Annotated in this window: 21 protein-coding genes and 1 pseudogene; 11 read left to right on the top strand and 11 right to left on the bottom strand. The window is 61.8% G+C overall.

The genetic code is table 11. From position 1 onward, the window contains the following. Positions 1-181: 181 nt before the first annotated feature. On the bottom strand, positions 182-448 hold the full coding sequence (locus tag KIP88_RS33785) for a hypothetical protein (RefSeq protein WP_214492471.1): 267 nt from the start codon (positions 446-448) through the stop codon (positions 182-184). 480 nt (positions 449-928) lie between these two features. Here KIP88_RS33785 and KIP88_RS33790 point away from each other — a divergent pair, with 480 nt between their 5' ends. From KIP88_RS33790 to KIP88_RS33800, 3 genes are all read left to right on the top strand, one after another. Then, positions 929-2,665, top strand: a complete 1,737-nt coding sequence (locus KIP88_RS33790; RefSeq protein ID WP_249791213.1) for a PAS domain S-box protein — start codon at positions 929-931, stop codon at positions 2,663-2,665. Next, positions 2,662-3,333: a response regulator transcription factor gene (locus KIP88_RS33795; protein WP_214492472.1), complete on the top strand. Its 672-nt coding sequence runs from the start codon at positions 2,662-2,664 to the stop codon at positions 3,331-3,333. The genes KIP88_RS33790 and KIP88_RS33795 overlap by 4 nt, the downstream gene beginning before the upstream one ends. A gap of 93 nt (positions 3,334-3,426) precedes the next feature. Then, complete coding sequence (locus KIP88_RS33800; RefSeq protein WP_214492546.1) at positions 3,427-3,816, top strand: response regulator transcription factor; 390 nt, start codon at positions 3,427-3,429, stop codon at positions 3,814-3,816. 676 nt (positions 3,817-4,492) lie between these two features. Here the strand turns inward: KIP88_RS33800 and KIP88_RS33805 are convergent. Beyond that, positions 4,493-5,059: a methylated-DNA--[protein]-cysteine S-methyltransferase gene (locus KIP88_RS33805; protein WP_374226542.1), complete on the bottom strand. Its 567-nt coding sequence runs from the start codon at positions 5,057-5,059 to the stop codon at positions 4,493-4,495. Positions 5,060-5,156: 97 nt separating this feature from the next. Between KIP88_RS33805 and KIP88_RS33810 the strand changes: the two genes are divergently transcribed. From KIP88_RS33810 to KIP88_RS33820, 3 genes are all read left to right on the top strand, one after another. Then, positions 5,157-5,519, top strand: coding sequence for a DUF1304 domain-containing protein (locus tag KIP88_RS33810; RefSeq protein ID WP_214492474.1), 363 nt, complete (start codon positions 5,157-5,159; stop codon positions 5,517-5,519). 130 nt (positions 5,520-5,649) lie between these two features. Then, entirely contained in the window at positions 5,650-6,876 is a 1,227-nt protein-coding gene (locus KIP88_RS33815) for an ABC transporter substrate-binding protein (RefSeq protein ID WP_214492475.1), read from the top strand. A gap of 283 nt (positions 6,877-7,159) precedes the next feature. Further along, positions 7,160-8,386 (top strand): ABC transporter substrate-binding protein, encoded by a 1,227-nt coding sequence (locus KIP88_RS33820; RefSeq protein ID WP_214492476.1) that lies wholly within the window; start codon positions 7,160-7,162, stop codon positions 8,384-8,386. Between the two features lie 162 nt (positions 8,387-8,548). On the opposite strand, the gene KIP88_RS33825 is transcribed toward KIP88_RS33820, so the two are convergent. Continuing rightward, positions 8,549-8,980, bottom strand: a complete 432-nt coding sequence (locus tag KIP88_RS33825; protein ID WP_214492477.1) for a DUF1330 domain-containing protein — start codon at positions 8,978-8,980, stop codon at positions 8,549-8,551. Between the two features lie 145 nt (positions 8,981-9,125). Here KIP88_RS33825 and KIP88_RS33830 point away from each other — a divergent pair, with 145 nt between their 5' ends. After that, the gene (locus KIP88_RS33830) at positions 9,126-11,348 is read left to right on the top strand and encodes a transglycosylase domain-containing protein (protein WP_214492478.1); all 2,223 of its coding nucleotides are present in this window, start codon (positions 9,126-9,128) and stop codon (positions 11,346-11,348) included. Between the two features lie 113 nt (positions 11,349-11,461). On the opposite strand, the gene KIP88_RS33835 is transcribed toward KIP88_RS33830, so the two are convergent. From KIP88_RS33835 to KIP88_RS33860, 6 genes and pseudogenes are all read right to left on the bottom strand, one after another. Then, positions 11,462-12,352: a L,D-transpeptidase gene (locus tag KIP88_RS33835; RefSeq protein ID WP_214492479.1), complete on the bottom strand. Its 891-nt coding sequence runs from the start codon at positions 12,350-12,352 to the stop codon at positions 11,462-11,464. An 18-nt stretch (positions 12,353-12,370) separates the two neighbouring features. Continuing rightward, complete coding sequence (locus KIP88_RS33840; protein WP_214492480.1) at positions 12,371-13,405, bottom strand: amino acid ABC transporter substrate-binding protein; 1,035 nt, start codon at positions 13,403-13,405, stop codon at positions 12,371-12,373. A gap of 355 nt (positions 13,406-13,760) precedes the next feature. Further along, positions 13,761-14,611, bottom strand: a pseudogene (locus KIP88_RS33845) (M48 family metallopeptidase). A gap of 197 nt (positions 14,612-14,808) precedes the next feature. Beyond that, positions 14,809-16,179 carry a polyhydroxyalkanoate depolymerase gene (locus KIP88_RS33850; RefSeq protein ID WP_214492482.1) on the bottom strand — a complete coding sequence of 457 codons (1,371 nt, stop codon included), beginning with the start codon at positions 16,177-16,179 and terminating at the stop codon, positions 14,809-14,811. Between the two features lie 127 nt (positions 16,180-16,306). After that, positions 16,307-17,074, bottom strand: a complete 768-nt coding sequence (locus KIP88_RS33855) for an ABC transporter permease (protein ID WP_249791216.1) — start codon at positions 17,072-17,074, stop codon at positions 16,307-16,309. Between the two features lie 47 nt (positions 17,075-17,121). After that, positions 17,122-17,919, bottom strand: coding sequence for an ABC transporter ATP-binding protein (locus KIP88_RS33860; RefSeq protein WP_214492484.1), 798 nt, complete (start codon positions 17,917-17,919; stop codon positions 17,122-17,124). A gap of 263 nt (positions 17,920-18,182) precedes the next feature. On the opposite strand from KIP88_RS33860, the gene KIP88_RS33865 reads away from it, so the two are divergent. Together KIP88_RS33865 and KIP88_RS33870 are read left to right on the top strand one after the other, a co-directional pair. Further along, a complete protein-coding gene (locus KIP88_RS33865) occupies positions 18,183-19,508 on the top strand; it encodes an ActS/PrrB/RegB family redox-sensitive histidine kinase (protein ID WP_214492485.1) in 1,326 nt (441 codons plus the stop codon). 104 nt (positions 19,509-19,612) lie between these two features. Further along, the gene (locus KIP88_RS33870; protein WP_214492486.1) at positions 19,613-20,167 is read left to right on the top strand and encodes an ActR/PrrA/RegA family redox response regulator transcription factor; all 555 of its coding nucleotides are present in this window, start codon (positions 19,613-19,615) and stop codon (positions 20,165-20,167) included. Between the two features lie 109 nt (positions 20,168-20,276). On the opposite strand, the gene KIP88_RS33875 is transcribed toward KIP88_RS33870, so the two are convergent. After that, a complete protein-coding gene (locus KIP88_RS33875) occupies positions 20,277-20,765 on the bottom strand; it encodes an MmcB family DNA repair protein (RefSeq protein WP_214492487.1) in 489 nt (162 codons plus the stop codon). Between the two features lie 157 nt (positions 20,766-20,922). On the opposite strand from KIP88_RS33875, the gene KIP88_RS33880 reads away from it, so the two are divergent. After that, on the top strand, positions 20,923-22,044 hold the full coding sequence (locus KIP88_RS33880) for a VWA domain-containing protein (protein WP_214492488.1): 1,122 nt from the start codon (positions 20,923-20,925) through the stop codon (positions 22,042-22,044). A gap of 174 nt (positions 22,045-22,218) precedes the next feature. Here the strand turns inward: KIP88_RS33880 and KIP88_RS33885 are convergent, their stop codons facing one another. Next, positions 22,219-23,034, bottom strand: a complete 816-nt coding sequence (locus KIP88_RS33885) for an RMD1 family protein (protein ID WP_214492489.1) — start codon at positions 23,032-23,034, stop codon at positions 22,219-22,221. Between the two features lie 159 nt (positions 23,035-23,193). On the opposite strand from KIP88_RS33885, the gene KIP88_RS33890 reads away from it, so the two are divergent. Then, positions 23,194-23,868, top strand: coding sequence for an MBL fold metallo-hydrolase (locus tag KIP88_RS33890; protein WP_214492490.1), 675 nt, complete (start codon positions 23,194-23,196; stop codon positions 23,866-23,868). The last annotated feature ends 10 nt before the right edge of the window (positions 23,869-23,878 follow it).

Below are 23,878 nucleotides of genomic sequence, written 5' to 3' on the forward strand. Positions count from 1 at the left end.
TGGAGTTAGCGACGCAACACACCATCGTCATCCCCGCGGATGCGGGGATCCAGTACACCGCGGCTTATCGGTTCGATCACTGCTGTCTCTGGAATACTGGATCACCCGCCCCAGTGTGCAATTGCGCACAAGGCGGGTGATGACAGCTGAATATGACTTCGCGATCCCGCGAAAGGCGCCGCTATTCTGATCGTTCTGCAGCCCAACGATGATGCTCGAGAGCCGCCAAGCTTGCCGCCGTGAAGGCGAGATAATTTGTCTGGGAAACCAGAAGACCCAGATCGAACAGTTCAAGCAACGCTTGCCACGGGTCCCCTGCCGGCACGGCGGTTGCCCGCTTGCCCCCATCGATCACGGAAGGCCGGAAGCTGCGGTCGGATCGCCGGCGCCTTGCTTCGGGTTCGACGTTATCGGAGCAAACGATCAAGTGCAGGCGTGCTTTCGGCATATCAATCCCCAAATTTGCGGTCGATGAGCGCCAGGTTACGGGTTTGACAACTGCAACGAGATGTTTGCGTTCGGCGAGACGTCCGGTTGAAGGCATCGCGTAAAGGCCGTTCCCGCAGGGCAATTCCAGAGAAACGCTGGTGCCATCGGGTTACCCGATAAGCTTCATCATTGAAACGAAACGGGCCATTAAACGGAGGTTGATCCACACGTTACATTCGGTTGGCACGATCATACCTAGGTTTGGGATCGCTATCCGGGCCGCGGCGGGCGATCGGCACTCCCGAGAGGTGCATCGGTGCACGGAAGGACCGCGCCGGATGTTTATGTCCTCCGGAATATCCTTCCGGACAAAAGCTGCTAGTATGCGGCCTGTTAGGAGGGCGACGTTGTCGCCGCTGATGATGGTGATCACCTAGCGACGCAGCGCCCCGCCCGCGATGGCCGAGCTTTTGTGCTGCCAATGATGCGTAATCAGACGATGAAATCCTGGCGCTCGGCCGAGCAATGGCTGCTGGGCGGCATGGTGCTGGCATTGGCTGCAGCGGCTTTCATCTGGCTTGTTCTCGGCCCCGCACCGGCGGCCCCGGCCTATTTGACCGCCGTCGTATTGCTCATCGCCTCGCTTCTCGCCTCCCTGATCATGATGCGCCGGGTGGGTACCACCCGCAGGCAGATGGAAGCCGTGCTCCACGGCCGGACGAGAGCCGAGCAACACGCGATAGAGGCGTTGCGTCACAGCGAAGCGCAATGGAAGGAGGTATTCGAGCACAACCCGGTAATGTATTTCATGGTCGACGCGGCCGGCACCGTGCTGTCCGTCAACACGTTCGGCGCCGCACAACTCGGCTACTCCGTCGGCGAATTGCTCGGGCAATCCGTGCTGAAAGTTTTTCCTGCCGAAGAGCAACGTGTGGCACAGAGCAATGTTGCCATATGCCTGGAAAATATCGGCCAAACCCACAGTTGGGAGATCTGCAAGGTTCGCAAGGACGGTTCGACGCTCTGGGTTCGCGAAAACGCCAAGGCCGTGCGGCGGCTGGATAATCAGCTGATCGTGCTGATCGCATGCGAGGACATCACCGAACGCAAGGAGGCTGAAAATGCCTTGCGGCAGAGTGAAATGTATCTGGCCGAAGCCCAGCGATTGAGCCGCACCGGCAGCTTCGGCTGGCGCGTGGACAGCGGCGAAATCATCTGGTCCGAAGAGACATTCCGAATGTTTGGCTACGACAAGGCCCCCTCCATCAAGCACGCCACGGTCTTTCAGCGCGTTCATCCGGACGATCGTGCGCGCGTGGAACAGACCATCGACCGCGCGTCCCACGACGGAAAGGACTTCGCGCACGGATATCGATTGCTGATGCCCGACGGCTCGGTCAAACATGTTCATGCCACCGCGCATGCCGTAACAGATGCGTCGGGCGAGATCGAATTTGTCGGAGCGGTGACTGATATCACCTCCCGCAAGCGAGCCGAGGCGGAATTGCATGAAGCGCTGGCGAACCTCGCGCATGTCACGCGCGTGACTGCGCTAGGCGAGCTCGCTGCGTCGATCGCCCATGAAGTGAATCAGCCGCTCGCCGCCGTCGTCACCAATGCCGCCGCATGCCTGCGCTGGCTCGACCGCGAACCTGCCAACCTGAAGGAAGCGCGCAGCACCCTGCAATCGATCGTCGCGGACGGTAATCGGGCGGGTGAAGTGATCCAGCGCGTCCGTGCGCTCGTGGACAAGACTGCCGATCAGAAGGCGCCGCTCCAGATCAATGACGTCGTCAACGAGGTCATCAGCCTCGTGCAGCATCAGCTGTTCAGCCACCGGGTGACGCTGCGGCTGGAACTTGCCCCCGCCCTCCCCCTGGTCCTCGCCGACCGGATCCAGCTGCAGCAAGTCATCCTCAACCTCGTCATGAACGGGATTGAAGCGATGCAGCCCGTCAAGAACCGGCCGCGCGAGCTGGTGATCAGGACGCGACAGGATGAGACTCGCCAAATTCTGGTTACGGTGAGCGACTGTGGTGTCGGAGTGGCCGCCGAGAATGCCGATCGGCTGTTCGATGCCTTCTTCACCACGAAATCCAGCGGCATGGGCATGGGCCTCTCGATCTGCCGCTCGATCGTCAGCGCACACGAAGGACGGTTATCGGTCTCCGACAATGCCGGCCCCGGCGCGACGTTTCAGTTCACCTTGCCATTGCACCAGGAGGACAGTACGTGACCGGCCGCCCAGCATCCCCTCAAACCCTCGCAGGCGCCGAGGAACCGGTCGTCTTCGTTATCGACGACGACGCATCGATGCGTGAAGCACTGAGCAACCTTTTCCGGTCGGTGGGCTTGCGGGTCGAAGTGTTCGGTTCGGCTCACGAGTTTCTGCAGAGCACGCTTCCGAACGTTGCCGGTTGCCTGATCCTCGATATCAGGCTGCCCCGGTTGAGCGGCCTCGACTTTCAAGCCGAGTTAGCGAAGGCCGACATCCGCATTCCGATCATCTTCATGACGGGTCACGGCGATATCCCGATGACGGTCAGGGCGATGAAGGCCGGAGCCGTCGACTTCCTGACCAAGCCATTCCGCGACCAGGACATGCTGGATGCCGTAACGACGGCAATCGAACGCGACCGGGTAAGCCGCGATGAAGCCAGGATGCTCTCGGGCTTGCATGCTCGTTTCGCGACCCTGACCCCGCGGGAACGGGAGGTGATGGCTCTGGTCACGTCCGGCCTCATGAATAAGCAGATTGCCGCCGAAATCGGCATTGCCGAGATCACCGTGAAGATACACCGCGGGCACATCATGCGAAAAATGACCGCGAAATCGCTGCCCGATCTGGTGAGAATGGCCGAGATGCTCGGGATCGGGCCCGCATCCGGCGGGCCGCAAACCTAAGTATGATTCTCCGACCGTGATTTGCGGCGCACTCTGCCGTTTCGCGGCGGCACGGCAACGGACAGCCTCTGGTCGTCTCCAGGAAAAACCTCCTTGTCCAACCCATCAGTCATATCGATCATCGATGACGATGACTCGGTTCGCGCCGCCACCCGGAATCTCGTCAGGTCGCTCGGCTACGTCGTCCATACATTTGCCTCGGCCGAGGATTTCCTGCGATCGCCCCACTTCAACGACACATCGTGCGTGATAACCGATGTCAGGATGCCGGCCATGAGCGGCCTCGACCTGCAAGCCCACTTGCTGGCCAAGGGCCGGACCTTTCCCTTCATCTTCGTCACGGCCTTTTCCGTCGAAAGCGATCGCGACCGGGCCCTGAGGGCGGGAGCAACCTGCTTCCTGAGCAAACCATTCGACGGGGAGACCCTGATCGAATGCCTCGAAACCGCGCTGGCTCAGAACGGCGCGGCAGCGAGCAAATGAGCCGATCCGGCGCTGCGCGAGCCGTCTATACGCATGGATGATCTCGCCAAACATCTAGACAAGTTGAAGAAAGACGGTGGCGGCGCGAGACTTCGCATCGTCGTTCCTCGAGAGAACGAGGCGACAGCAAAGCATCACATTTTGATCGGCAAGCGGCAATTCCTCGGGAGGAGGTCGCCATGCGTTTAGAACCGCGCTGCTCTCATTGCGACAGTGAAGACGCGAAAATCATCTGTCTGCGAAATCCTGCGTTTGAACGCTACTGCGGACGCTTCTGTCTCGATAAGGGTCACGAGAATTTCATTCGCTGGATACGGCGTACGAATGCGGAGGTCGCGTCATGACCAATTGTTGCGGAAATTCGGAATGCAGGCGCCCCTTCGGGCTGGTTCGGCGCAGCTGGTATTTCGAGCAGTTTTGCTCGATGAAGTGCCGCGAGATCTACAAGCGGCAGCAGGAGCGCAACCGGGCCTATTGGAAATGGCTCTATAAATGTCCCGAACCGTCGGTCGCGGAAAGAAACTGATCCAGACACGGGGTGGAGCGGACACCCAAGGAGCCATCATGACGACAGTGTATGCGATGCTTGTGGGAGCGATATTGGCCTGGGCACCCACGGTTCTTGTGTTCATCTATATCGTGCGGGACATGCGAAACACACGAGGCCTCGATTAAACTATGACGGGTCCTCAAGCGCAGCAGCTCCCAGCCGCTTGATTGACCCGTCTCCTTTTTTTATCCGAGCGCCCTCGTGCATCAACAGCCAGCGTTTGCGCTCCAGGCCGCCGCCGTACTTCACCAGTGAACCGTTGGCGCCGATCAGGCGGTGGCAGGGCAGCACCACGCTGAGCGGATTTGAGCCGTTGGCGTGGCCGACGGCGCGGACAGCTTTAGGCATCTTGAGCTTCGTCGCCAGCGCACCATAGCTCAGCGTCGTACCTGCGGGAATTTTGGGCAGCGCATTCCAGACCTTTTGCTGGAACGGCGTGCCGGCGACGCGCCATTCGATCGCAGCGAGGCGGTCGAGGTCGCCCTTGAAATAGCCGGTCAATGCGGCGCGCAGCTCGCGCGGCGCCCGCGCATCCTTCAAATCCACCGCGCCATAATGCAGGCGCAGTAGCTGCTTCATGCGCAGCTCATAATCTTCCCAGTCCAGCGCGCGGAGCAGGCCGTCCGCATCGCTGACCAACAGCGCCGTCCCGATGGGCGTTGGCAGGCGGTCGAGGTTGAAGCTCTCTGGCATCGTCATTCCCTGAAAAATACCGACAGGCGCCCCGCACTTTTCACCCGCCGCGTGTTAGCGTCCACCCGAATTCCGCTGCCGGTTGGGGGACCGCGACATGATCTTCATCGCCAATTTTCTGGTCGCGGTGGTTGCCGCGCTGCATGTTTTCTTTCTCGTGCTGGAGATGTTTCTCTGGGACAAGCCGCTGGGCCTGAAGATCTTCCGCAACCCCATCGAGAAGGCAAGGGACTCGAAGGTGCTGGCCGCCAACCAGGGCCTGTATAACGGCTTCCTGGCGGCGGGCCTCGTCTGGGGACTGTTCCATCCCAATCCAGCCTTCGCCTTCCAGATCAAGGTGTTCTTTCTGCTCTGCGTGATCGTGGCCGGCGCCTATGGCGCGGCGACCGTCAGCCGCCGGATCCTCTACGTGCAGGCCGCGCCCGCGGCGCTCGCCCTGGTCCTGCTCTGGCTGGCTTGAGAGGCTCACCTTTTCGTCACTGCCTTGCGTTGCCAAATCCGTTCCGCCACACTCCCCGGCAACGATGACGGCTGGCCATCCGAACCGATGACCGGACACGATCATCGGTCAACACAACGGAGGCAGCGACATGAGAAGTGGCATTCTTCACCTGCTTGCAGGCGCGGCGGCTGCGATCGCGCTATCGGCGACATCTGCAAGTGCGCAGAAGAAATACGATACCGGCGCGAGCGATACCGAAATCAAGATCGGTCAGACCGTTCCGTTCTCGGGACCGGCGTCGGCCTATGCCGGCATCGGCAAGACGCAAGCCGCCTATATGCGGATGATTAACGAACAAGGCGGCATCAACGGCCGCAAGATCAACCTCATTCAGTATGACGATGCCTACTCACCGCCGAAAGCCGTGGAGCAGGTGCGCAAGCTGGTCGAGAGCGACGAGGTTCTGCTCACCTTCCAGATCATCGGCACGCCGTCGAACGCCGCCGTCCAGAAATATCTCAACTCCAAGAAGGTGCCGCAGCTCCTCGCCGCCACCGGAGCCTCGAAATTCACCGATCCCAAGAACTTCCCGTGGACGATGGGTTTCAATCCCAATTACCAGTCCGAGGGGCGCATCTACGCAAAATACATTCTGCAAAATCATCCCAACGCCAAGATCGGCATTCTCTACCAGAACGACGACCTCGGCCGCGATTACATTACCGGCCTGAAGGAAGGCCTGGGCGCCAAGGCCGCGTCGATGATCGTCGCCGAAACCTCCTATGAGCTGACCGATCCGACCATCGACTCGCAGATCGTCAAATTGAAAGCAGCCGGCGCCGACCTGCTCTACGACGCCTCGACGCCGAAATTTGCGGCTCAAGCGATCAAGAAGGTCGCCGACCTCGGCTGGAAGCCGGTCCACATCCTCGACATCAATGCGAGCCCAGTGTCGGCGACGCTGAAGCCGGCAGGCCTCGATATTTCCAAGGACATCATCTCGACCAACTACGGCAAGGACCCGGGCGATCCGCAGTGGAAGGACGATGCCGGCATCAAGGCCTATTTCGCCTTCATGGATAAATATTACCCGGAGGGCGACAAGCTCAACACCGTCAACACATATGGTTATTCAACCGCGGAACTGCTGGTGAAGATCCTGCAGCAATGCGGCGACGATCTCACCCGCGAAAACATCATGAAGCAGGCGGCCAATCTGAAGAATGTCACCGGCAGCCTGTCGTTGCCCGGCATGGTCACCAACACCTCGCCGACCGACTACCGCATCAACAAGCAGATGCAGATGATGAAGTTCAACGGCGAACGCTGGGAACTGTTCGGCCCGATCATCGAGGATACCGGCCCGACCGGTTAATGCCTGCCTGAATCAAGACAGAGCCGTCGGCGTCACCCATGACGCCGGCGGTGTTGTTTTGAGACCCGTAACAATGCGCCTCGCGCGCTGCATCATTTTGCGGCTGACAGCAGGGATGGATTCATTTTGAGCAGACGGAACCCGATACCGAATCATCCACTTTTGGATGCCTTGCGTTGCAACATGCCTTCCGCCACTATTGTGGCAGCGACGACATGCACACGGCCGGACCGGCCCGCGGCACGATCAACGCCAATCAAAAACACATGAGGAACGCAGCATAATGAAGAAGAGTATTTTCCATTTGGTCACCGGGACGACGCTTGCACTTGCGCTGTCCGTCTCGACCGCGTCAGCGCAGAAAAAATACGATACCGGCGCGACCGACACCGAGATCAAGATCGGCCAGACCAATCCATTCTCGGGACCGGCCTCCGCCTATGCCACCATCGGCAAGACCCAGGCCGCCTATATGAAGATGATCAACGATCAGGGCGGCGTGAACGGCCGTAAGATCAATTTGATCCAGTATGACGATGCCTACTCGCCGCCCAAGGCCGTCGAGCAGGTGCGTAAGCTGGTCGAGAGCGATGAGGTGCTGCTCACCTTCCAGCTCCTCGGCACGCCCTCGAACGCCGCGGTGCAGAAATACCTCAACTCGAAGAAGGTGCCACAACTGTTCGCGGCGACCGGCGCATCGAAGTTCACCGATCCGAAGAACTTCCCCTGGACGATGGGTTTCAATCCCAACTATTTCGTCGAGGGACGCATCTACGGTCAGTACATCATCAAGGAATATCCGAACGCCAAGATCGGAATCCTCTATCAGAACGACGACCTCGGTAAGGACTATCTGAACGGCATCAAGGCCGGCCTCGGCGACAAGGCCGCGAAGATGGTCGTGGCGGAAGCTTCCTACGAAGTCGCCGATCCGACCATCGATTCGCAGATACTCAAGATCAAGGACGCCGGCGCGGACCTGTTCTTCTCGGCAACGACACCCAAGCAGGCGGCGCAGGCGATCAAGAAGATCCACGAGCTCAACTGGAAGCCGGTGCACATCCTCGACATCAACGCGACCTCCGTCGGCGCCGTGATGAAGCCGGCGGGCCTTGAAGCCTCCAAGGGCGTTATCAGCGTCAACTACGGCAAGGATCCGCTCGATCCGACCTGGAAGGACGATGCTGGCATGAAGAAGTATTTCGAGTTCATGGCGAAGTACTATCCCGACGGCGACAAGGACTCGAGCTTCAACTCCTATGCCTATTCGACCTCGCAGTTGATGATCTACGTGCTGGAAAAGTGTGGCGACAACCTCACCCGCGAGAACGTCATGAAGGTGGCAACCAGCCTGAAGGACGTGCCGCTCGATCTGAACCTGCCGGGCATCGTCGCCAACACCACGCCGACCGATTATCGCGTCAACAAGCAGCTGCAGATGATGCGGTTCAACGGCGAGCGCTGGGAACTGTTCGGCCCGATCCTCGAGGACGCAGGTCCTGCGGGCTAGGCCCGGCGACCCAATCGAAACGATCGGCGGAAAGAAGCGATCGGCGGCCCTTCGGGGCCGCCGATTTTTTTGAGGCGCCGTAGGGTGGGCAAAGCGCAGCGTGCCCACCATTCAGAATGATGCTCTTCGAGAGATGGTGGGCACGCTTTCGCTTTGCCCACCCTACAAATCGACCGGTATCTCGCCAAACGTCTTGCCGACGGGCAGCACCGCGTGCCGGATCAGGCGGGAATCCTCGACCGCAGCCTGGCGGTGCTTAACCGCTTCGCGATAGACCGGATCGCGGATCATCTCGGCGAACGCCGCGACACTTGGGTACTCGGCGATGAAGCAGTGATCCCAGCGTTCGTCCTGCGGCCCGATCAGCATCAGTTCGAACCTGCCCTGCCAGACGATGCGGCCGCCGAGACGTTCGAACACCGGGCCGCTTTCGCGCCCATAGGCCGCGTAGGCTTCGGCGCCCGTCGCCTTGCGGCCGTCGGGATAGGCGGCCAGCGCGCGTAAGCGGACCAGGTTGAGCATGTGGATGGGTCCCGGCCGGTCATTGGCCCTGAATTGCGCGAACACTTCTTTGGTTGGATCGATGTGGCCCATGCCAATTTCCCTCGAGATCGCTGCGGTTTGCAGCCATCCTAATATGGGCCCGCCGCACCTCCTAATCCCGCGTTAACCTTTCCGTAACCGAGCCTTAAACAGCCCCCGCTAGCGTAGCGCGGGACGGGTGTGAACGGCGTTTGTCATGGCGTGGGGACGGAAAAAGAGCGGCGGACGCAAGGAGCCGCTGTTCGGGCTTCCGGCAGCGCTCGCCGACTTGCGGCTTTCACCTGAGGATCGCATTCCAGCCGCCGTCGACGACGACAAACCGAAGAAATCAGTGGCCAAACGCAAGCCCGAAGAGGACGATGACGAGCCGCCGCCGCGCGAGCGCAAGCCGCGCGCGGCAAGAGGCGGCGCCAAGCGGCGCGCGAAATCGCGCGGCCGGTTCCGGTTCGGCCGGCTGATCTATTGGGGCGCGGTGCTCGGCCTGTGGGCGACGATCGCGATCATCGGCGTCGTGATCTGGGTCGGTGCGCACCTGCCGGCGATTCAGTCGTTGGAAATTCCAAAGCGCCCGCCGACCATCCAGATTACAGGCGTCGACGGCAGCGTGCTGGCATCGCGCGGCGAAATGGCCGGCACCAATGTCGCGCTGAAGGATCTGCCGCCTTACCTGCCGAAGGCGTTCATCGCGATCGAGGACCGCCGCTTCTATTCGCATTACGGCATCGACCCCGTCGGCATCGCGCGCGCGGCGGTCGCCAACGTCATGCATCGCGGCGTGTCGCAGGGCGGCTCGACGCTGACGCAGCAGCTCGCGAAAAACCTGTTCCTGACCCAGGAACGCACGATGGCGCGCAAGCTGCAGGAGGTCGAGCTCGCGCTGTGGCTGGAGCGCAAGCACTCCAAGAACGAAATTCTCGAGCTCTACCTCAACCGCGTCTATTTCGGTTCCGGCGCCTATGGCGTCGAGGCGGCTTCGCAGCGCTATTTCGGCAAGTCGGCGAAGAACGTCACGGTAGCGGAAGCCGCGATGCTGGCGGGCCTTGTCAAGTCGCCGTCGCGGCTGGCGCCGAACCGCAACCCCGAAGGCGCGGAAGCGCGCGCTCAAATCGTGCTCGCGGCGATGGCGGAGGGCAAATTCATCAGCGACGCACAGGCCAAGGCCTCGATCGGACATCCCTCGTACAAGGTGAAGCCGGCCGGCGCCGGCACGGTCAATTACGTCGCCGACTGGATCGGCGAGGTGCTCGACGATCTCGTCGGCCAGATCGACCAGAGCATCGTGGTCGAGACCACGATCGATCCGAAGCTGCAGAGTGTCGCGGAAGCCGCCATCATCGACGAGCTCGCCGCAAAGAGCGTGAAATTCAACGTCACGCAGGGCGCGCTGGTGGCAATGACGCCCGAGGGCGCGGTGCGCGCCTTGGTCGGCGGGCGGAACTATGCCGATAGCCAGTATAACCGCGCGGTGACGGCCAAGCGCCAGCCCGGCTCGGCGTTCAAGCCCTTCATCTATCTGACGGCGATCGAAGGCGGCCTGACGCCGGAAACGATCCGGCAGGATGCGCCGCTCGATCTCAAGGGCTGGCGGCCGGAGAACTACACCCATGAATATTTCGGCGCGGTGACGCTGACGCAGGCGCTGGCGATGTCGCTCAACACGGTCGCGGTACGGGTCGGCCTCGAAGTCGGGCCGAAGAACGTGGTGCGAACCGCGCACCGGCTCGGGATTTCATCAAAACTCGAAGCCAATCCCTCGATCGCGCTCGGCACGTCGGAAGTGTCCGTCATCGAACTGGTCGGCGCCTATGCGCCGTTCGCCAATGGCGGGCTCGGCGTCTCCCCGTATGTCGTGACCAAGATCCGCACCAATGAAGGCAAGCTGCTGTACATGCGGCAGCCTGATCAACTCGGCCAGGTGATCGAGCCGCGCCATGTCGCGATGATGAATACGATGATGCAGGAGACGCTGCTCTCCGGCACCGCGCGCAAGGCGGAGATTCCGGGCTGGATGGCCGCCGGCAAGACCGGCACCAGCCAGGATTTCCGCGACGCCTGGTTCATCGGCTATACGGCCAACCTCGTCACCGGCGTCTGGCTCGGCAACGACGACAATTCGCCGACCAAGAAGGCGACCGGCGGCGGTCTGCCGGTGGAAGTCTGGACCCGCTTCATGCGATCAGCGCATCAGGGCGTGGCGGTGGCGGGTTTGCCGAACTCGCAGCGCGGCGGCTTTATTTCGAACCTGTTCCAGACCGCGTCGCAGGTCAGCGCCGCGCCACAACCGGCGCCGGCCCCACAGGGCGGCGGATATCGGCCTCCGCCGGCAAGAACCTCGGCGCCGCCACCCAATCCATCGGCGCGTCCGGAAGCGGCGGCGGGACTCGATGGCTGGCTGGTGGACCGGCTGTTCGGAAGATAATCGAACGGTGCGTAGCCCGGGTGAAGCGCAGCGTAACCCGGGGGCAGTGAATCCGCATTCGACACCGTCCCGGGTTTCGCTTCGCTGCACCCGGGCTACAGTTGTGCGTCTAGCTAGCTGGCAAAGACGACGCGGGTTTCCACCGAAACGCGCCGGTACAAATCCTCGACGTCGTCGTTCACGAGCCGGATGCATCCGGAAGCGACCAGATGGCCGATGGTCTTGGGTGAGTTGGTGCCGTGGATGAGCAGCCCGGGCTTGTCCAGCAACAGCGCACGTGCGCCGAGGAGACTGCCGGGACGGCCGGTCGCCGCGAGTAACGCGTCAGCGTCCTTCGTGCTCGTGCCCGAAGGCCGCCAGTCAGGCCATTCAAGCTTGTTCATGACGCGAGAGAGGCTGCCTCCCTTCAGGCACTCCTGCGCGATACCGATCCCGTAACGGCGCGCGGAATTGTTGGCGTCGATCAGATAGAGAAAGCGGTTTTCCCGATCGACCACGATCGAACCGGGAACGACGGTGGTGCGGTAGAACACCACTTGCCGCTGCAGCGCAAACGGCAGGACCTCGCCCGAAGAGCCGCCATCAACGCCGGGCTTCAAATCCGCCATGACGACATCTTCGCGCCCGCTTTGCGCTTTCGGCGATGACGTCTTCACGCTGGCTGCGACGATAGCGGGGCCCTTGGTTGCGACAAAGCCGTAGACCAAAGCCGACAGGGCGATGACGGCAGCGACCGCGCCGGCGCCAAAGACGTACGGCTTCCAGTTCCTGCCTGTCGACAACACTTCGTTGATCGCCGCCGCGGAGTTCGCCTCCTCGGCGGCGATATCATCCTCGATCCGCCGGATGGCGTCTTCGAGCGCGGCAGCGTGCGATGAGGCGGCCTCGCGCGGGAGGTGGGATCGCGTGATGACGCTAAACGCGTCCTTGTAAATCTGGTCGCGGGCGACGGCGTCCTTGCCAGCAACCGCTTTCAGCAGCAGCGAGTAATAATCCACGGTCATGATCTGACCCCTGAAGATCTACCTCACGGGAGGCGCGTATTGAATTCCACCCTGGGTCCAGAGCGCATTCAATCCGCGCGGGATACTGAGCCTGGACTGCGTTCCAACGTTCCTTTCATAGATCTCTCCGTAGTTGCCGACCGCACGGACGGCGCGCGCGGCCCAGTCCTTGGCAAGACCCAACTGCTCGCCAAATTCACCTTCGGTTCCGACCAGCCGCCTTATATTGGGGTTGGGAGATTTCACCGCATCGTCGATCGTCGTCGACTTGACGCCCAGTTCCTCGGCATTGATCAATGAATAGAGCGTCCACTTGATCAGGTTGAACCACTGGTCGTCGCCTTGCCGCACCGCCGGCCCGAGCGGCTCCTTTGAAATGACTTCCGGCAGGATGATATGGCTGTCGGGTGCGGACAGCTTGAGACGCTCGGCGTAGAGCTGCGAAACGTCGCTTGTCAGCACGTCGCATTTGCGTTCGTCATAGGCCTTCAGGCTCTCTTCCGCCGTGCCGAGCGCCAGAACCTTCAACGCCATGTCGTTGGCGAGGAAATAATCCGACAAATTCAGTGCGCTGGTGGTGCCGGTCTGGGTGCAAACCGTCTTGCCGCCAAGCTGCAAGGCGGTGTCGATCCCGGCATCCCGGCGCAACAAAAAGCCCTGGCCGTCGTAATAGGCAATGCCGGTGAACATCAGGCCGAGCGAACTTTCCCGTGACATCGTCCATGTCGAGTTGCGCGACAATACATCGATCTGGTTCGACTTCAGCGCCGCGAAGCGCGCGGCCGCATCGAGCGGCATGAATGTCACCTTGGCGGGATCGCCGAAAATCGCCGCTGCCACGGCGCGGCAAATGTCGACGTCAAAGCCGGTCCAAATGTTCTTGTCGTCTACACTGGAAAAGCCCAGCAATCCCTGGCTGACGCCGCAATTGAGCGTGCCGCGCTCCTTGACAGCTTTCAGGGTCTGGGCGCCGGCTGGAAGGCCGCCCACAAGAACGAAGGCCAACAATGCGAGGAGCGGGAGGATCACGGGCCGTTTCTTGAAGTCAGGCATTTGGATCTCGCGATCGGTGGCGACGACGGCGTTCCTCAGTAGAAAGGACGTCCGCAGGCTAACACAACCGGGAGAGTTCCCAATGCATTCCTGAGTGGGCCGGTATGACTTCACCCATTTCGGAAGCTTTGCAGCTGCCTATCGGCGTCAGTTCGGTGAACTGCTTTCGGTCACTCTTCGCGCGGGCGCGCGGTGGATCAGGGCGGGCCAGATGGCGCCAGCCGAGTTCGCCGCGCGGCGGCTTCCTCGGAGCCAGTAGCCCGGATGGAGCGAAGCGCAATCCGGGAACAGAGTAGCTGCATTCGAGGCCGTTCCCGGGTTTCGCTTCGCTCCACCCGGGCTACAGTTGAATGCCCTAACCCTCGACCCCGTAACGATGCAAATCGTTGCCGTAGGTGTCGAGCCAGCGCTTGGCGCGCTCGACATGGTCGCAGATGCGGCCGACGACGCGCCAGAACCTGGGTGAGTGGTTCATCTCGACGAGATGCGCCACTTCATGGGCGGCGAGATAGTCCAGCACATAGGGTGGCGCGAGGATCAATCGCCAGGAATACGACAATGAGCCGGCCGAAGTGCACGAACCCCAGCGGCTCGACTGGTCGCGGATCGACACCCGCCTGACCCGTACACCCAGATCCGCCGCGTAAGCCAGCGATGCCTTGTGCAGATCTTTGCGCGCTTCGCGCTTGAGAAAGTCGTGGACGCGCCGGTCCATGTGGTCGACATCGCCGGCCACGCACAAGATCTTCTCGCCGCTGTCGCGGGTTTCGGTCCACACCGTGCCGCGCGCGCCTGCGCGATGCACGATCCGGTGCGGCACACCGCGCAGCGGTATGACAGTGCCGGCCTGAAACGGTGCGGCCTTCGGCAAACGGCCGAGACGAGCGGCGATCCACCCACCGTGAAGCTGCGCAAAGTCCTTGGCTTCCACCAAAGTGCCGCGCGGCGGCATGGTCAGGATCGCTTCGCGATCGGTTGGATGAATGCGCAACGTATATCGGCGCGCGCGGCGATGCCGGCGCAGTCGAATTGCGAAGAATTGCGAGCCGTGTTTGACGACGAGAGTCGCGGGTTCGGCGGGCCGCCGATAAAGGAGGGCGCGAGTAGCCATGTCTTGGAGTCCGGGGAGCAAGAGTTCGCCCGGATTCTGCCATATCCGCCGCCAAGGGAATCTCATCTAAATCGCTCGGCGCAAAAACAAATCATTTGCCCAATATACAGGGGCTTGAGGCCAATTGACCTCTACCGGCAGGGGCTGGAACCCAAAATTTTGGCTGGAACCGGGGTTCAAAAACGGCCTCAAGGAGTGAGTCTGAACTCACCCCTTGATTCGACCGAAAACTGGAATGTTTGAATCTATTCAGCAACTTATCGGCGACCTGGAATCGATGCCGCCATCGCTTCTATTCGGCTGCACGGACCAATGTTGGCTTGGTTTTGGCCGCTGACATCTTGGTATTGGCCGGTGACACCATGTTAGTGGCCGCCGACATCATGAAATCGGAGATGCGGGGCACGATTTCGGAACGGAATCGCGATCCGTTGAACACTCCGTAGTGTCCAACGCCCTTTTGCACGTAATGCACACGGCGATGATCGGGAATAGCGGGGCACAGCGCGTGCGTCGCTTCGGTCTGGCCGAGCCCGGAGATGTCGTCGTTCTCGCCTTCCACCGTCATCAGCGCCACGCGCCGGATTTGCGACGGATCGACCGGCTTGCCGCGATGGGTCATCTCGCCCTTGGGCAGCGCATGCTTGACGAAGACGACGTCGACGGTCTGCAGGTAATACTCCGCCGTCAGATCCATCACCGCGAGATACTCGTCATAGAATTCGCGGTGCTTGTCGACCATGTCGCCGTCGCCCTTCACCAGATTATTGAACAGGCGTTTGTGCGCGTCGGTATGGCGATCGAGGTTCATGGTGATGAAGCCCGAGAGCTGCAAAAAGCCCGGATAGACGTCGCGCATCACGCCGGGATGCGGGAACGGCACCTTGGTGATGACATGGTTGCGGAACCATTCGATGCCGCGCTCGGCGGCGAGGTTGTTGACCGAGGTCGGGTTGCGGCGGGTATCGATCGGGCCGCCCATCAGCGTCATCGACAGCGGCACGAAGGGATCGCGCGCGGCTTCCATCACGGACACCGCCGCCACCACCGGCACCGAAGGCTGGCACACCGCGATCACATGCATGTTGCCGCCGAGCACGTGCAGCATCTCGATGATGTAGTCGACATAGTCGTCGAGATCGAAACGGCCCTCAGTAAGAGGAACCATGCGCGCGTCGGACCAGTCGGTGATGTAGACTTCATGCGTCGGCAGGAACGCCTCGACCGTGCCGCGCAGCAGCGTAGCGTAATGGCCGGACATCGGCGCCACGATCAGCACGCGCGGATGGGGGCTGCGCAGCGGCCGGGTCAGCTTGCGATCGAAATGCAGCAGACGGCAGAACGGCTTTTCCCAGATCGAGCGGACTTCGACCGGCGTGCGGACGCCGTTAACTTCAGTGGTGTCGAGACCCCATTCGGGCTTGCCGTAACGGCGGGTGGTGCGTTCGAACAATTCGCAGGCCGCGGCGATCGATTTGCCGAACTGCGTGTGCGACCAGGGGTTAAGCGGGTTTTGAAACAGGATCTTGGTGGCGTCGGTCACGGCGCGTGCCGGGTTGAGCGACGCGTGGCCCAATTCGTACATCCAGTACATCGGCGTCGTAAGCGCCGGACTGCCTTCGGCCACTAGGGGCGGTGCGCCGCCAAACTCACCAATCGGCATTTTATTTCTGACCTCTGTTTGCGCCGCAGCATAGTGCAGAATGCGTAATATTGCGTCAATGGACCGGTTAGTTATGTCCACCTGCCAAAAAGCCTAAAACCCCCGGGAAACCACGGGAAACTGTGACTTATTCGCCACCCCCGAGCAAAGATCCGTGGTGTTTGGCGCTGCGCAAGAGGGCAAGGAAGATCGCAAAGGAGGCAACGAACAGCACCGCGTTGATGCCAAGCGACCAGACCATCAGGTCGGCCCTGAAGACGTGATCGATCAGGAGCGCGCGCATCCCCTCGAACACATAGGTCGGCGGCAGCGTCCAGGCGATATATTGCAGCCAGCCGGGTAGCACCGCGACCGGATAATAGATGCAGGCGAGCGGCATCAGGCCGAACATCAAGGTCCAGACGATGCTCTCCGCGCCGAGGCCGTTGCGCAGCACCAGGCCGGATACGAAAATTCCGACCGACCAGCTCGTGAAGATCAGATTGCAGAAGAACGCGATCAGCGGCAGGCCGATCGCGAAGAAATTGAAATCGAAGAAGAACAGCGCCAGCAGCGTCATCGGGATCACGCCGATCGCAAGCCGGATCAGGCTCATGATCATCAGCGAGATCAGAAATTCGATCGGCTTCAGCGGGCTCATCATCAGGTTGCCGAGGTTGCGCGCCCACATCTCCTCCAGGAACGAGATCGAGAAGCCGAGCTGGCCGCGGAACAGGATGTCCCACAGGATCACCGCACCGATCAGCGTGCCGCCGGCACGCGCAAAGAAACTGTCGTTCTGCGAAATGTAGTTCTGCAGAAAGCCCCAGGTGATGATCTGCAGCGCCGGCCAGTAGATCAGCTCCAGCAGCCGCGGCCAGGACGACATCAGCAGATACCAATAGCGCAGCACCATCGCCTGGATACGGTGCCAGGAAATGGCACGATGGACTGTGATCTCGCTCACGACGACGTCCCTTCCGCCACCCGGCCGCGTGCGACGTCGAGGAATACGTCTTCCAGCGTGGTGCGGTTGTAGCGCGCCATGATCTGGTCGGGACTGTCGTCATCCTCGATACGGCCGCGCTTCATGATGATGACGCGGTCGCACAGCCGCTCCACTTCCAGCATGTTGTGCGACGCCAGCAGGATGGTGGCGTCATGGGTCCTGCAGTAGTCCAGCAAATGCCGCCGCACCCAGTCGGCGGTATCGGGATCGAGCGAGGCCGTCGGCTCGTCGAGCAGCAACAGCTCCGGCTGGTTGATCAGCGCCTTCGCCAGTGCGACGCGGGTCTTCTGTCCGGCCGAGAGCTTGCCATTGGCGCGATCGAGAAAATCCTTCAGGTCGAGATCGGATGCGAGCTGGTCGATGCGCTCGGCGAGATCCTTCACCGCATAGAGCCGGCCGAAGATGGTGAGGTTCTGCCGCACTGTGAGCCGCATCGGCATGTCGACATAGGGGCTCTCGAAATTCATCCGGCCGAGCACCTCGGCGCTTTGCTCCGGCATCGCATGCCCGAGCACCTGAACGCGCCCCGAGGTCGGCAGCACCAGCCCCATGATCATCGCGATCGTCGTGGTCTTGCCGGCGCCATTGCCGCCGAGCAGGCCGGTGATGCTGCCGCGCTTGATCCGGAACGACACGTCATCCACCGCGCGGGTAGTCTTGTAGAGTTTTATGAGATGCGCGACGTCGATCGCGGCGGGACCTTGCGGCCCGGCCGCGGGCGACTGTGCTGGCGTGGCGTCGCTGTTGACCATTTCGGCCTGTTCATTGGGCCATCAGGGCTGATAGCGCAAGGGAAGCCGTCATGCCCGGGGAAAAGCGCGAAGCGCGTCTTCGCGCTGGACGTCCCCGGGCATCCACGCCTTGTCGGTGTCGCGGCAAGAAAGACGGATGGCAGGGCATAGGCGAGCGGTAGCGACGCCGTCCTTCCGGACGGCCATGCCCGGCCATGACGGAGAAAGCAGCGTTCAGACCACGCGAATTTGTGATCGCACGCCCGCGCGGCTAAACTCCCGAAATGTCCGACGTCGCCGCCTCTGATTTCCGCCTTCCGCACCGCTATGTCCGTCTCGATACGATCCTCCGGCTGCGCTGGCTGGCTGCGCTCGGCCAGCTCACCGCGATCTTCATCGTGGCGCATGGGCTGGAATTCGCCTTTCCCGTCATTGCCTGCGTCGCCGTTGTCGGCGTCTCGGCGCTGCTTAATCTCGCGCTGCAGGTTGCCTTCAACCCGATGCAGCGGCTGGAACCTGGCTATGCGACGGCGCTGCTCGCGCTCAACATCGTCGAATTGGCCGCGTTACTGTTCCTGACCGGGGGCTTGCAGAATCCGTTTTCGTTTCTGTTCCTCGCCCCGGTCCTGATCTCGGCGACGGTGCTGCCGATCGGCATGACGGCCGGGCTCGGCCTGCTCGCGGTCGCCTGCGCTTCGGCGCTGGTGTTCTTCCATCTGCCGCTGCCGTGGGACAGCGAAGATCCGCTGGTGCTGCCGCCGATCTACCTGTTCGGGGTCTGGCTCTCGATCGTGCTCGCGATCGGCGTCACCAGCCTCTATGCGTTCCAGGCGACCGAGGAAGCGCGGAAGCTTTCCGATGCGCTGGCCGCGACCGAGCTGGTGCTGACGCGCGAGCAGCATTTGACCCAGATCGATGGCCTCGCCGCCGCTGCCGCGCATGAACTGGGCACGCCGCTCTCGACGATCTTCCTGATTTCGCGGGAGATGGAAAAGACGGTCGACGGCAACGACCCATTGGCGTCCGATTTGAAAACCCTGCGCGAGCAGGCGCAGCGCTGCCGCGACATCCTGGCCAAGATCACCCAGCTTTCCTCCTCCGGCGCGCCATTCGACCTCATGCCGCTGTCGACGCTGATTGAGGAAGCAGTGGCGCCGCATCGAGATTTCGACGTCGCGATCAAGGTGCGGCTAGCTGTCGCAGCCACCCGGGAGCCGGTCGTCGCGCGGAACCCGGCCATCCTGTACGGCGTCGGCAACATCCTGGAAAATGCCGTCGATTTCGCACGGACGACGGTGGAGGTGAACGCCTGGTGGAACGCCGATACGGTCGTAATCGTCATTTCGGATGACGGCCCCGGCATCGCGCCCGATATGCTGAACCGGATCGGGGAACCCTATTTATCAAGGCGCCGCAGCGCCGATGAGGCCCACCGCGAACGCGCCGGCCTCGGTCTTGGCGTGTTTATCGCCCGCACGCTGCTGGAACGCACCGGCGCCAAGGTTTCCTTCTCCAACCGGACCTTTCCCGACCACGGTGCCGTGGTGCAGATCGCCTGGCCCCGCGCCCGCTTCGAAGCCGAGGAAAGTCCTGCCGGGCCAGCGGATTAGGAGAAAACGAACCGATCAACTTTGTGGGGCCTTGGCAGTGCAAAACTGCCGCGCCATATGCTCTATATATTGCTCTACACCCGCAACCCCGGGGGAACCCGACCTTGAACGCCATCGCCGAACTGAACGATCTCTCCGACCGCTCGCTGCTGATCGTCGAAGACGACAAGCCGTTTCTTGAGCGCTTGTCGCGCGCGATGGAAACCCGCGGCTTCGCGGTAACATCCTGCGACACCGTGTCCGACGGGCTGGCCCAGATCAACAAGTCCGCGCCGGCCTTCGCGGTGGTGGACCTGCGGCTCGGCGACGGCAACGGCCTCGACGTGGTGTCGGCGCTGAAGCGCAAGCGCCCCGACGCGCGCACCATCGTGCTGACCGGCTACGGCAACATCGCGACCGCCGTCACGGCGGTGAAGATGGGCGCGGTGGATTATCTCTCGAAACCTGCCGACGCCGACGACGTCGTCGCGGCGCTGCTCGCCAGCGGCACCGAGAAATCCGAGCTGCCGTCAAATCCGATGTCGGCGGATCGCGTGCGCTGGGAACACATCCAGCGCATCTACGAGATGTGCAACCGCAACGTCTCCGAAACCGCCCGCCGGCTGAACATGCACCGCCGCACCCTGCAGCGGATTCTGGCCAAGCGCGCGCCGCGGTAGCATCCCGTCGTAGCCCGGATGGAGCGGAGCGCAATCCGGGAATCTCTCAAGCGGATCGGCCGACCCGGATTTCGCTTCGCTGCATCCGGGCTACGAATCGAACTCTTTTCTAAAACTCCGCGTGGCCCTGCGGGTCGACCAGGCGGTTGATCCGCTGCGCCGCAGCCATCGCAAAACGCACCGTCATCGATTTGCGCGTGGCCGCCGGCAGGCGATGTTCGGGGGCCTCGCAATGCAGGTGCGCGCCATAGGCATCGGCGATGATCAGGCCGGTATCTTGCGGAAAAATCTCGCAAGGCAAATCCTGCGTGAAGGCGAAGAACAGCCGGTCGCAATGCATCCGGTAATCCTGCCACTTCTGGTCGGCGCGCAGGTCTTCCACCGATGATTTGATCTCGACGATCCAGATTTCGCCCTTTTCGTTCAGCGCCACCAGATCGGCACGCCGCCCGGACGGCAGCGGCAGCTCGCTGATGCATGAAAAACCCAGCGATCGTAACAGCCGCGCGGTGCCGCGCGCGATTGCGAGCGCCTTCTCCGACTGGCGACGGTCCGGCGCAGGCACGAGGCCGATCTGACGGGCGGGTGATGATTCCATGGCGTTCGAACCATAACCGATTTCGGACCGTCCAACAGGCGGACCAGCGCAACGTCAGCCGCAATTTCGGCCCCAACCCGCCTTGTTTTCGGCCATAGCCCACCGCGCAGCCGGTGAAACATGGGTTCCGAGGGGACGAAACATCTGGAGGAGATCCATGAAGTCACGCAACACGATTCGCTCGCTCGCATTCGCTCTCGCCGCTCTTCCCCTGTCCGCCGGACTGTCGCAGGCAAACGCAAAACCCGCCGTCGAAGTGGCGTTCGTGCTCGACACCACGGGCTCGATGGGCGGCCTGCTCGAAGGCGCCAAGCGCAAGATCTGGTCGATCGCGACCGCAATCGTCGACTCCAATCCCGACGCCGACATCCGCATGGGCCTCGTCGCCTATCGCGACATCGGCGACGACTACGTCACCAAGAAGGTCGAACTCACCACCGACATCCAGGATCTCTACGCCCACCTCTTGGAACTGAAGGCCCGCGGCGGCGGCGACTGGCCGGAGAGCGTCAACGAGGCGCTCGATGTGGCCGTCAATAAGCTGCAATGGACCAGCGGCGGCGAGACGAGAAGGATCGTGTTCCTGGTCGGCGACGCGCCGCCGCATATGGACTACGCGCAGGACACCAAATATCCGGTCACGCTGTCGGTCGCGAAGCAGAAGGACATCATCGTCAACGCGGTGCTGGCCGGCGATGCCCGCGATACCGAGCGGGTGTGGCGCGACATCGCCCAGAACGGCAACGGCCGCTTCATCCCGATCCCGCAGGACGGCGGCCAGGTCGTCCTCATCGAGACGCCGTTCGACGAGGAGATCATCATCCTGCAGCGGGAGATCAACGGCACCGTGATCCCCTACGGGCCGAAACACTTGCAGAAGCGCACCGAGGGCAAGACCAAGCAATTGTCCGAGGTCGCCGCCGCCGCGCCCGCGCAGGCCTCGGAGATGGCGAGCTATCTCAACAAGCGCTCCAAGGCGACATCTGAAGCCGTGACCGGTGATGGCGATCTCGTCTCCGATGTGACCGCTGGCCGCAAGAGCTTCTCCGGCATCAAGGAGGAAGAGCTGCCCGACAATCTGCGCGCGATGAAGCCCGAACAGCGCGTGGACGAGGTCAACAAGCAGATGGGCCAGCGCAAGGCGCTCAACGAAAAACTCGCAGCCCTGGTGGCGAAACGCGACAAATATGTCGCCGACCAGCGCGCCAAGGCGCCGCCGAAAGCGTCGTCGTTCGACCGTGTGGTCGAGGATACGCTGAAGGCGCAGATCAAGCGGTGAGTTGTTGACGTAGCGAGCTCCCTCAACGAGTCGTCCCCGCGAACGCGGGGACCCATAACCACGAATAAGAGTTGTTGCGACAGCTGTGGCTCCAGCCCGCCTCAACATCGGGCATTTGTGGTTATGGGTCCCGGCTCAGCGCTCGCTTTGCTCGCTTGGCCGGGACGACAGAGATCAGGGGTGCTTGCCGATGGCGAGCTGATAGATCGTCACAATCACCTCGAACAGGATCAGCAGCACGATAATCACTTCGAGCCGCAGCGAGCGCCGCGTGTCGATGATATCGGTCAACACCTGCGCGCTCTCGGCGATCACGGCGAGTTTGCGGTTCAGCGATTCCGCGCGCTCCTTGAGTTCGTACTCGTCCTCCAGCCGGGCATACAGCCGCTCCAGATGCGGCTTGTCCCAGAGCACGTCGGGTTTCTCTTCCACTTCGACCGGCCCCGACACCCGGTGCCGGACCAACAGCGCGTTGCCGATATTTTTCAGGATCGAGCGACGGCTGCCGCGCATACGCCCGCTCTGCGCCAGTTCCCGCGCGAACGGTTCGGTCGTGTCAAAGACGCTGGCAACCTCGCGTTCATGCCGCGCCAGAACGACGCTTTTCGCCAGCGCCTCGCCGATCAGGATCAGTCGCTCCGACGAAAGGCTTTGCATGCAGATCGGACCGCCGGGGGGAATCTGGTCCTCCCTTTCGGGGGCCAGCTCGATGATTGCGATTTCCTCGTCGCGCCGCGCAAACTTCCCCGTCATGCGGTGGTCCAGGCCGCGAAGGAATTCCTCCTCTTCCAGCGCATTCAGTCCGATCAGGACCACCACGCCATAACGGAAGAGTATAGCGACGCCGTTTTCATTGACGCGAAACGCCAGCGGCGTCGTTCCCAGCACGTCACCGCGCTCGAGGCCCGACGTATTGAGGCGATCGCTGACAAAAAACGCCCGCGCCGTCGTTCGGGTCCCGCCGAGCGGCGATTTGGAGGCCTGGTTCATGAACTGCACGTCCCGGCCGAAACCGCGACCTGACCGATGCGATTTCCGGCATTCGCCACTAAATATCCTGACGTGCAAACCCTATCACGGACTGGAACGGACCACATATCGGTTCCCGCCCGTGTTGACCCCTTTTCAAGGTAGAATATGGTGCCTGCCATGGATGACAAAACCGAGACACAGGCGAAGGCCGGCGCGATGATCGTGCCGGTGACGCTGTTCGAGCAGAACTGCACCATCATCTGGCACGAGCCTTCCAAGAAGGCCGTGGTGATCGATCCCGGCGGGGACGTTCCCAAGATTCTGGAGGCAATCAAGCAGACCGGAGTCACGGTCGAGAAGATCTGGCTCACGCACGGCCATATCGACCATGTAGGCGGCGCCGCCGATTTGCGCGACGCGCTGCAGGTGAAGATCGAAGGCCCGCATATCGCCGACAAATACCTGCTCGACAATGTCGTCTCGAGTGGCGAGCGCTTCGGCATGACCGGCGTGCGCAATTTCGGGCCCGACCGCTGGCTCGACGAAGGCGATCAGGTCTCGATCGGTGATCTCACCTTCGACATCCTGCACTGCCCCGGCCATTCACCTGGCAGCGTGGTATTCTTCAACAAGGAATTGCGCTTCGCCCACGTCGGTGACGTCCTGTTCAACGGCTCGGTCGGGCGCACGGATTTGCCCGGCGGCAGTCACGCCACGCTGATCAACTCGATCAAGGAAAAGCTGTTGCCGCTCGGCGACGATGTCGGCTTCATCTGCGGCCATGGCGCAGGCTCCAGCATCGGCCAGGAACGCCTGACCAATCCGTTCATCACCGGCGAGATCGGAATTTAGTTCCGCAGGT

The organism is Bradyrhizobium sp. SRL28, assembly GCF_018596315.1.
Lineage (GTDB): Bacteria > Pseudomonadota > Alphaproteobacteria > Rhizobiales > Xanthobacteraceae > Bradyrhizobium.

Coding starts and splice junctions, on each gene's coding strand:
- KIP88_RS33785 (WP_214492471.1), bottom strand. CDS start 448: ATGCCGAAAGCACGCCTGCACTTGATCGTTTGCTCCGATAACGTCGAA.
- KIP88_RS33790 (WP_249791213.1), top strand. CDS start 929: ATGAAATCCTGGCGCTCGGCCGAGCAATGGCTGCTGGGCGGCATGGTG.
- KIP88_RS33805 (WP_374226542.1), bottom strand. CDS start 5,059: ATGCCAGAGAGCTTCAACCTCGACCGCCTGCCAACGCCCATCGGGACG.
- KIP88_RS33810 (WP_214492474.1), top strand. CDS start 5,157: ATGATCTTCATCGCCAATTTTCTGGTCGCGGTGGTTGCCGCGCTGCAT.
- KIP88_RS33815 (WP_214492475.1), top strand. CDS start 5,650: ATGAGAAGTGGCATTCTTCACCTGCTTGCAGGCGCGGCGGCTGCGATC.
- KIP88_RS33820 (WP_214492476.1), top strand. CDS start 7,160: ATGAAGAAGAGTATTTTCCATTTGGTCACCGGGACGACGCTTGCACTT.
- KIP88_RS33825 (WP_214492477.1), bottom strand. CDS start 8,980: ATGGGCCACATCGATCCAACCAAAGAAGTGTTCGCGCAATTCAGGGCC.
- KIP88_RS33830 (WP_214492478.1), top strand. CDS start 9,126: ATGGCGTGGGGACGGAAAAAGAGCGGCGGACGCAAGGAGCCGCTGTTC.
- KIP88_RS33835 (WP_214492479.1), bottom strand. CDS start 12,352: ATGACCGTGGATTATTACTCGCTGCTGCTGAAAGCGGTTGCTGGCAAG.
- KIP88_RS33840 (WP_214492480.1), bottom strand. CDS start 13,405: ATGCCTGACTTCAAGAAACGGCCCGTGATCCTCCCGCTCCTCGCATTG.
- KIP88_RS33850 (WP_214492482.1), bottom strand. CDS start 16,179: ATGCCGATTGGTGAGTTTGGCGGCGCACCGCCCCTAGTGGCCGAAGGC.
- KIP88_RS33855 (WP_249791216.1), bottom strand. CDS start 17,074: ATGGTGCTGCGCTATTGGTATCTGCTGATGTCGTCCTGGCCGCGGCTG.
- KIP88_RS33860 (WP_214492484.1), bottom strand. CDS start 17,919: ATGGTCAACAGCGACGCCACGCCAGCACAGTCGCCCGCGGCCGGGCCG.
- KIP88_RS33865 (WP_214492485.1), top strand. CDS start 18,183: ATGTCCGACGTCGCCGCCTCTGATTTCCGCCTTCCGCACCGCTATGTC.
- KIP88_RS33875 (WP_214492487.1), bottom strand. CDS start 20,765: ATGGAATCATCACCCGCCCGTCAGATCGGCCTCGTGCCTGCGCCGGAC.
- KIP88_RS33880 (WP_214492488.1), top strand. CDS start 20,923: ATGAAGTCACGCAACACGATTCGCTCGCTCGCATTCGCTCTCGCCGCT.
- KIP88_RS33885 (WP_214492489.1), bottom strand. CDS start 23,034: ATGAACCAGGCCTCCAAATCGCCGCTCGGCGGGACCCGAACGACGGCG.
- KIP88_RS33890 (WP_214492490.1), top strand. CDS start 23,194: ATGGATGACAAAACCGAGACACAGGCGAAGGCCGGCGCGATGATCGTG.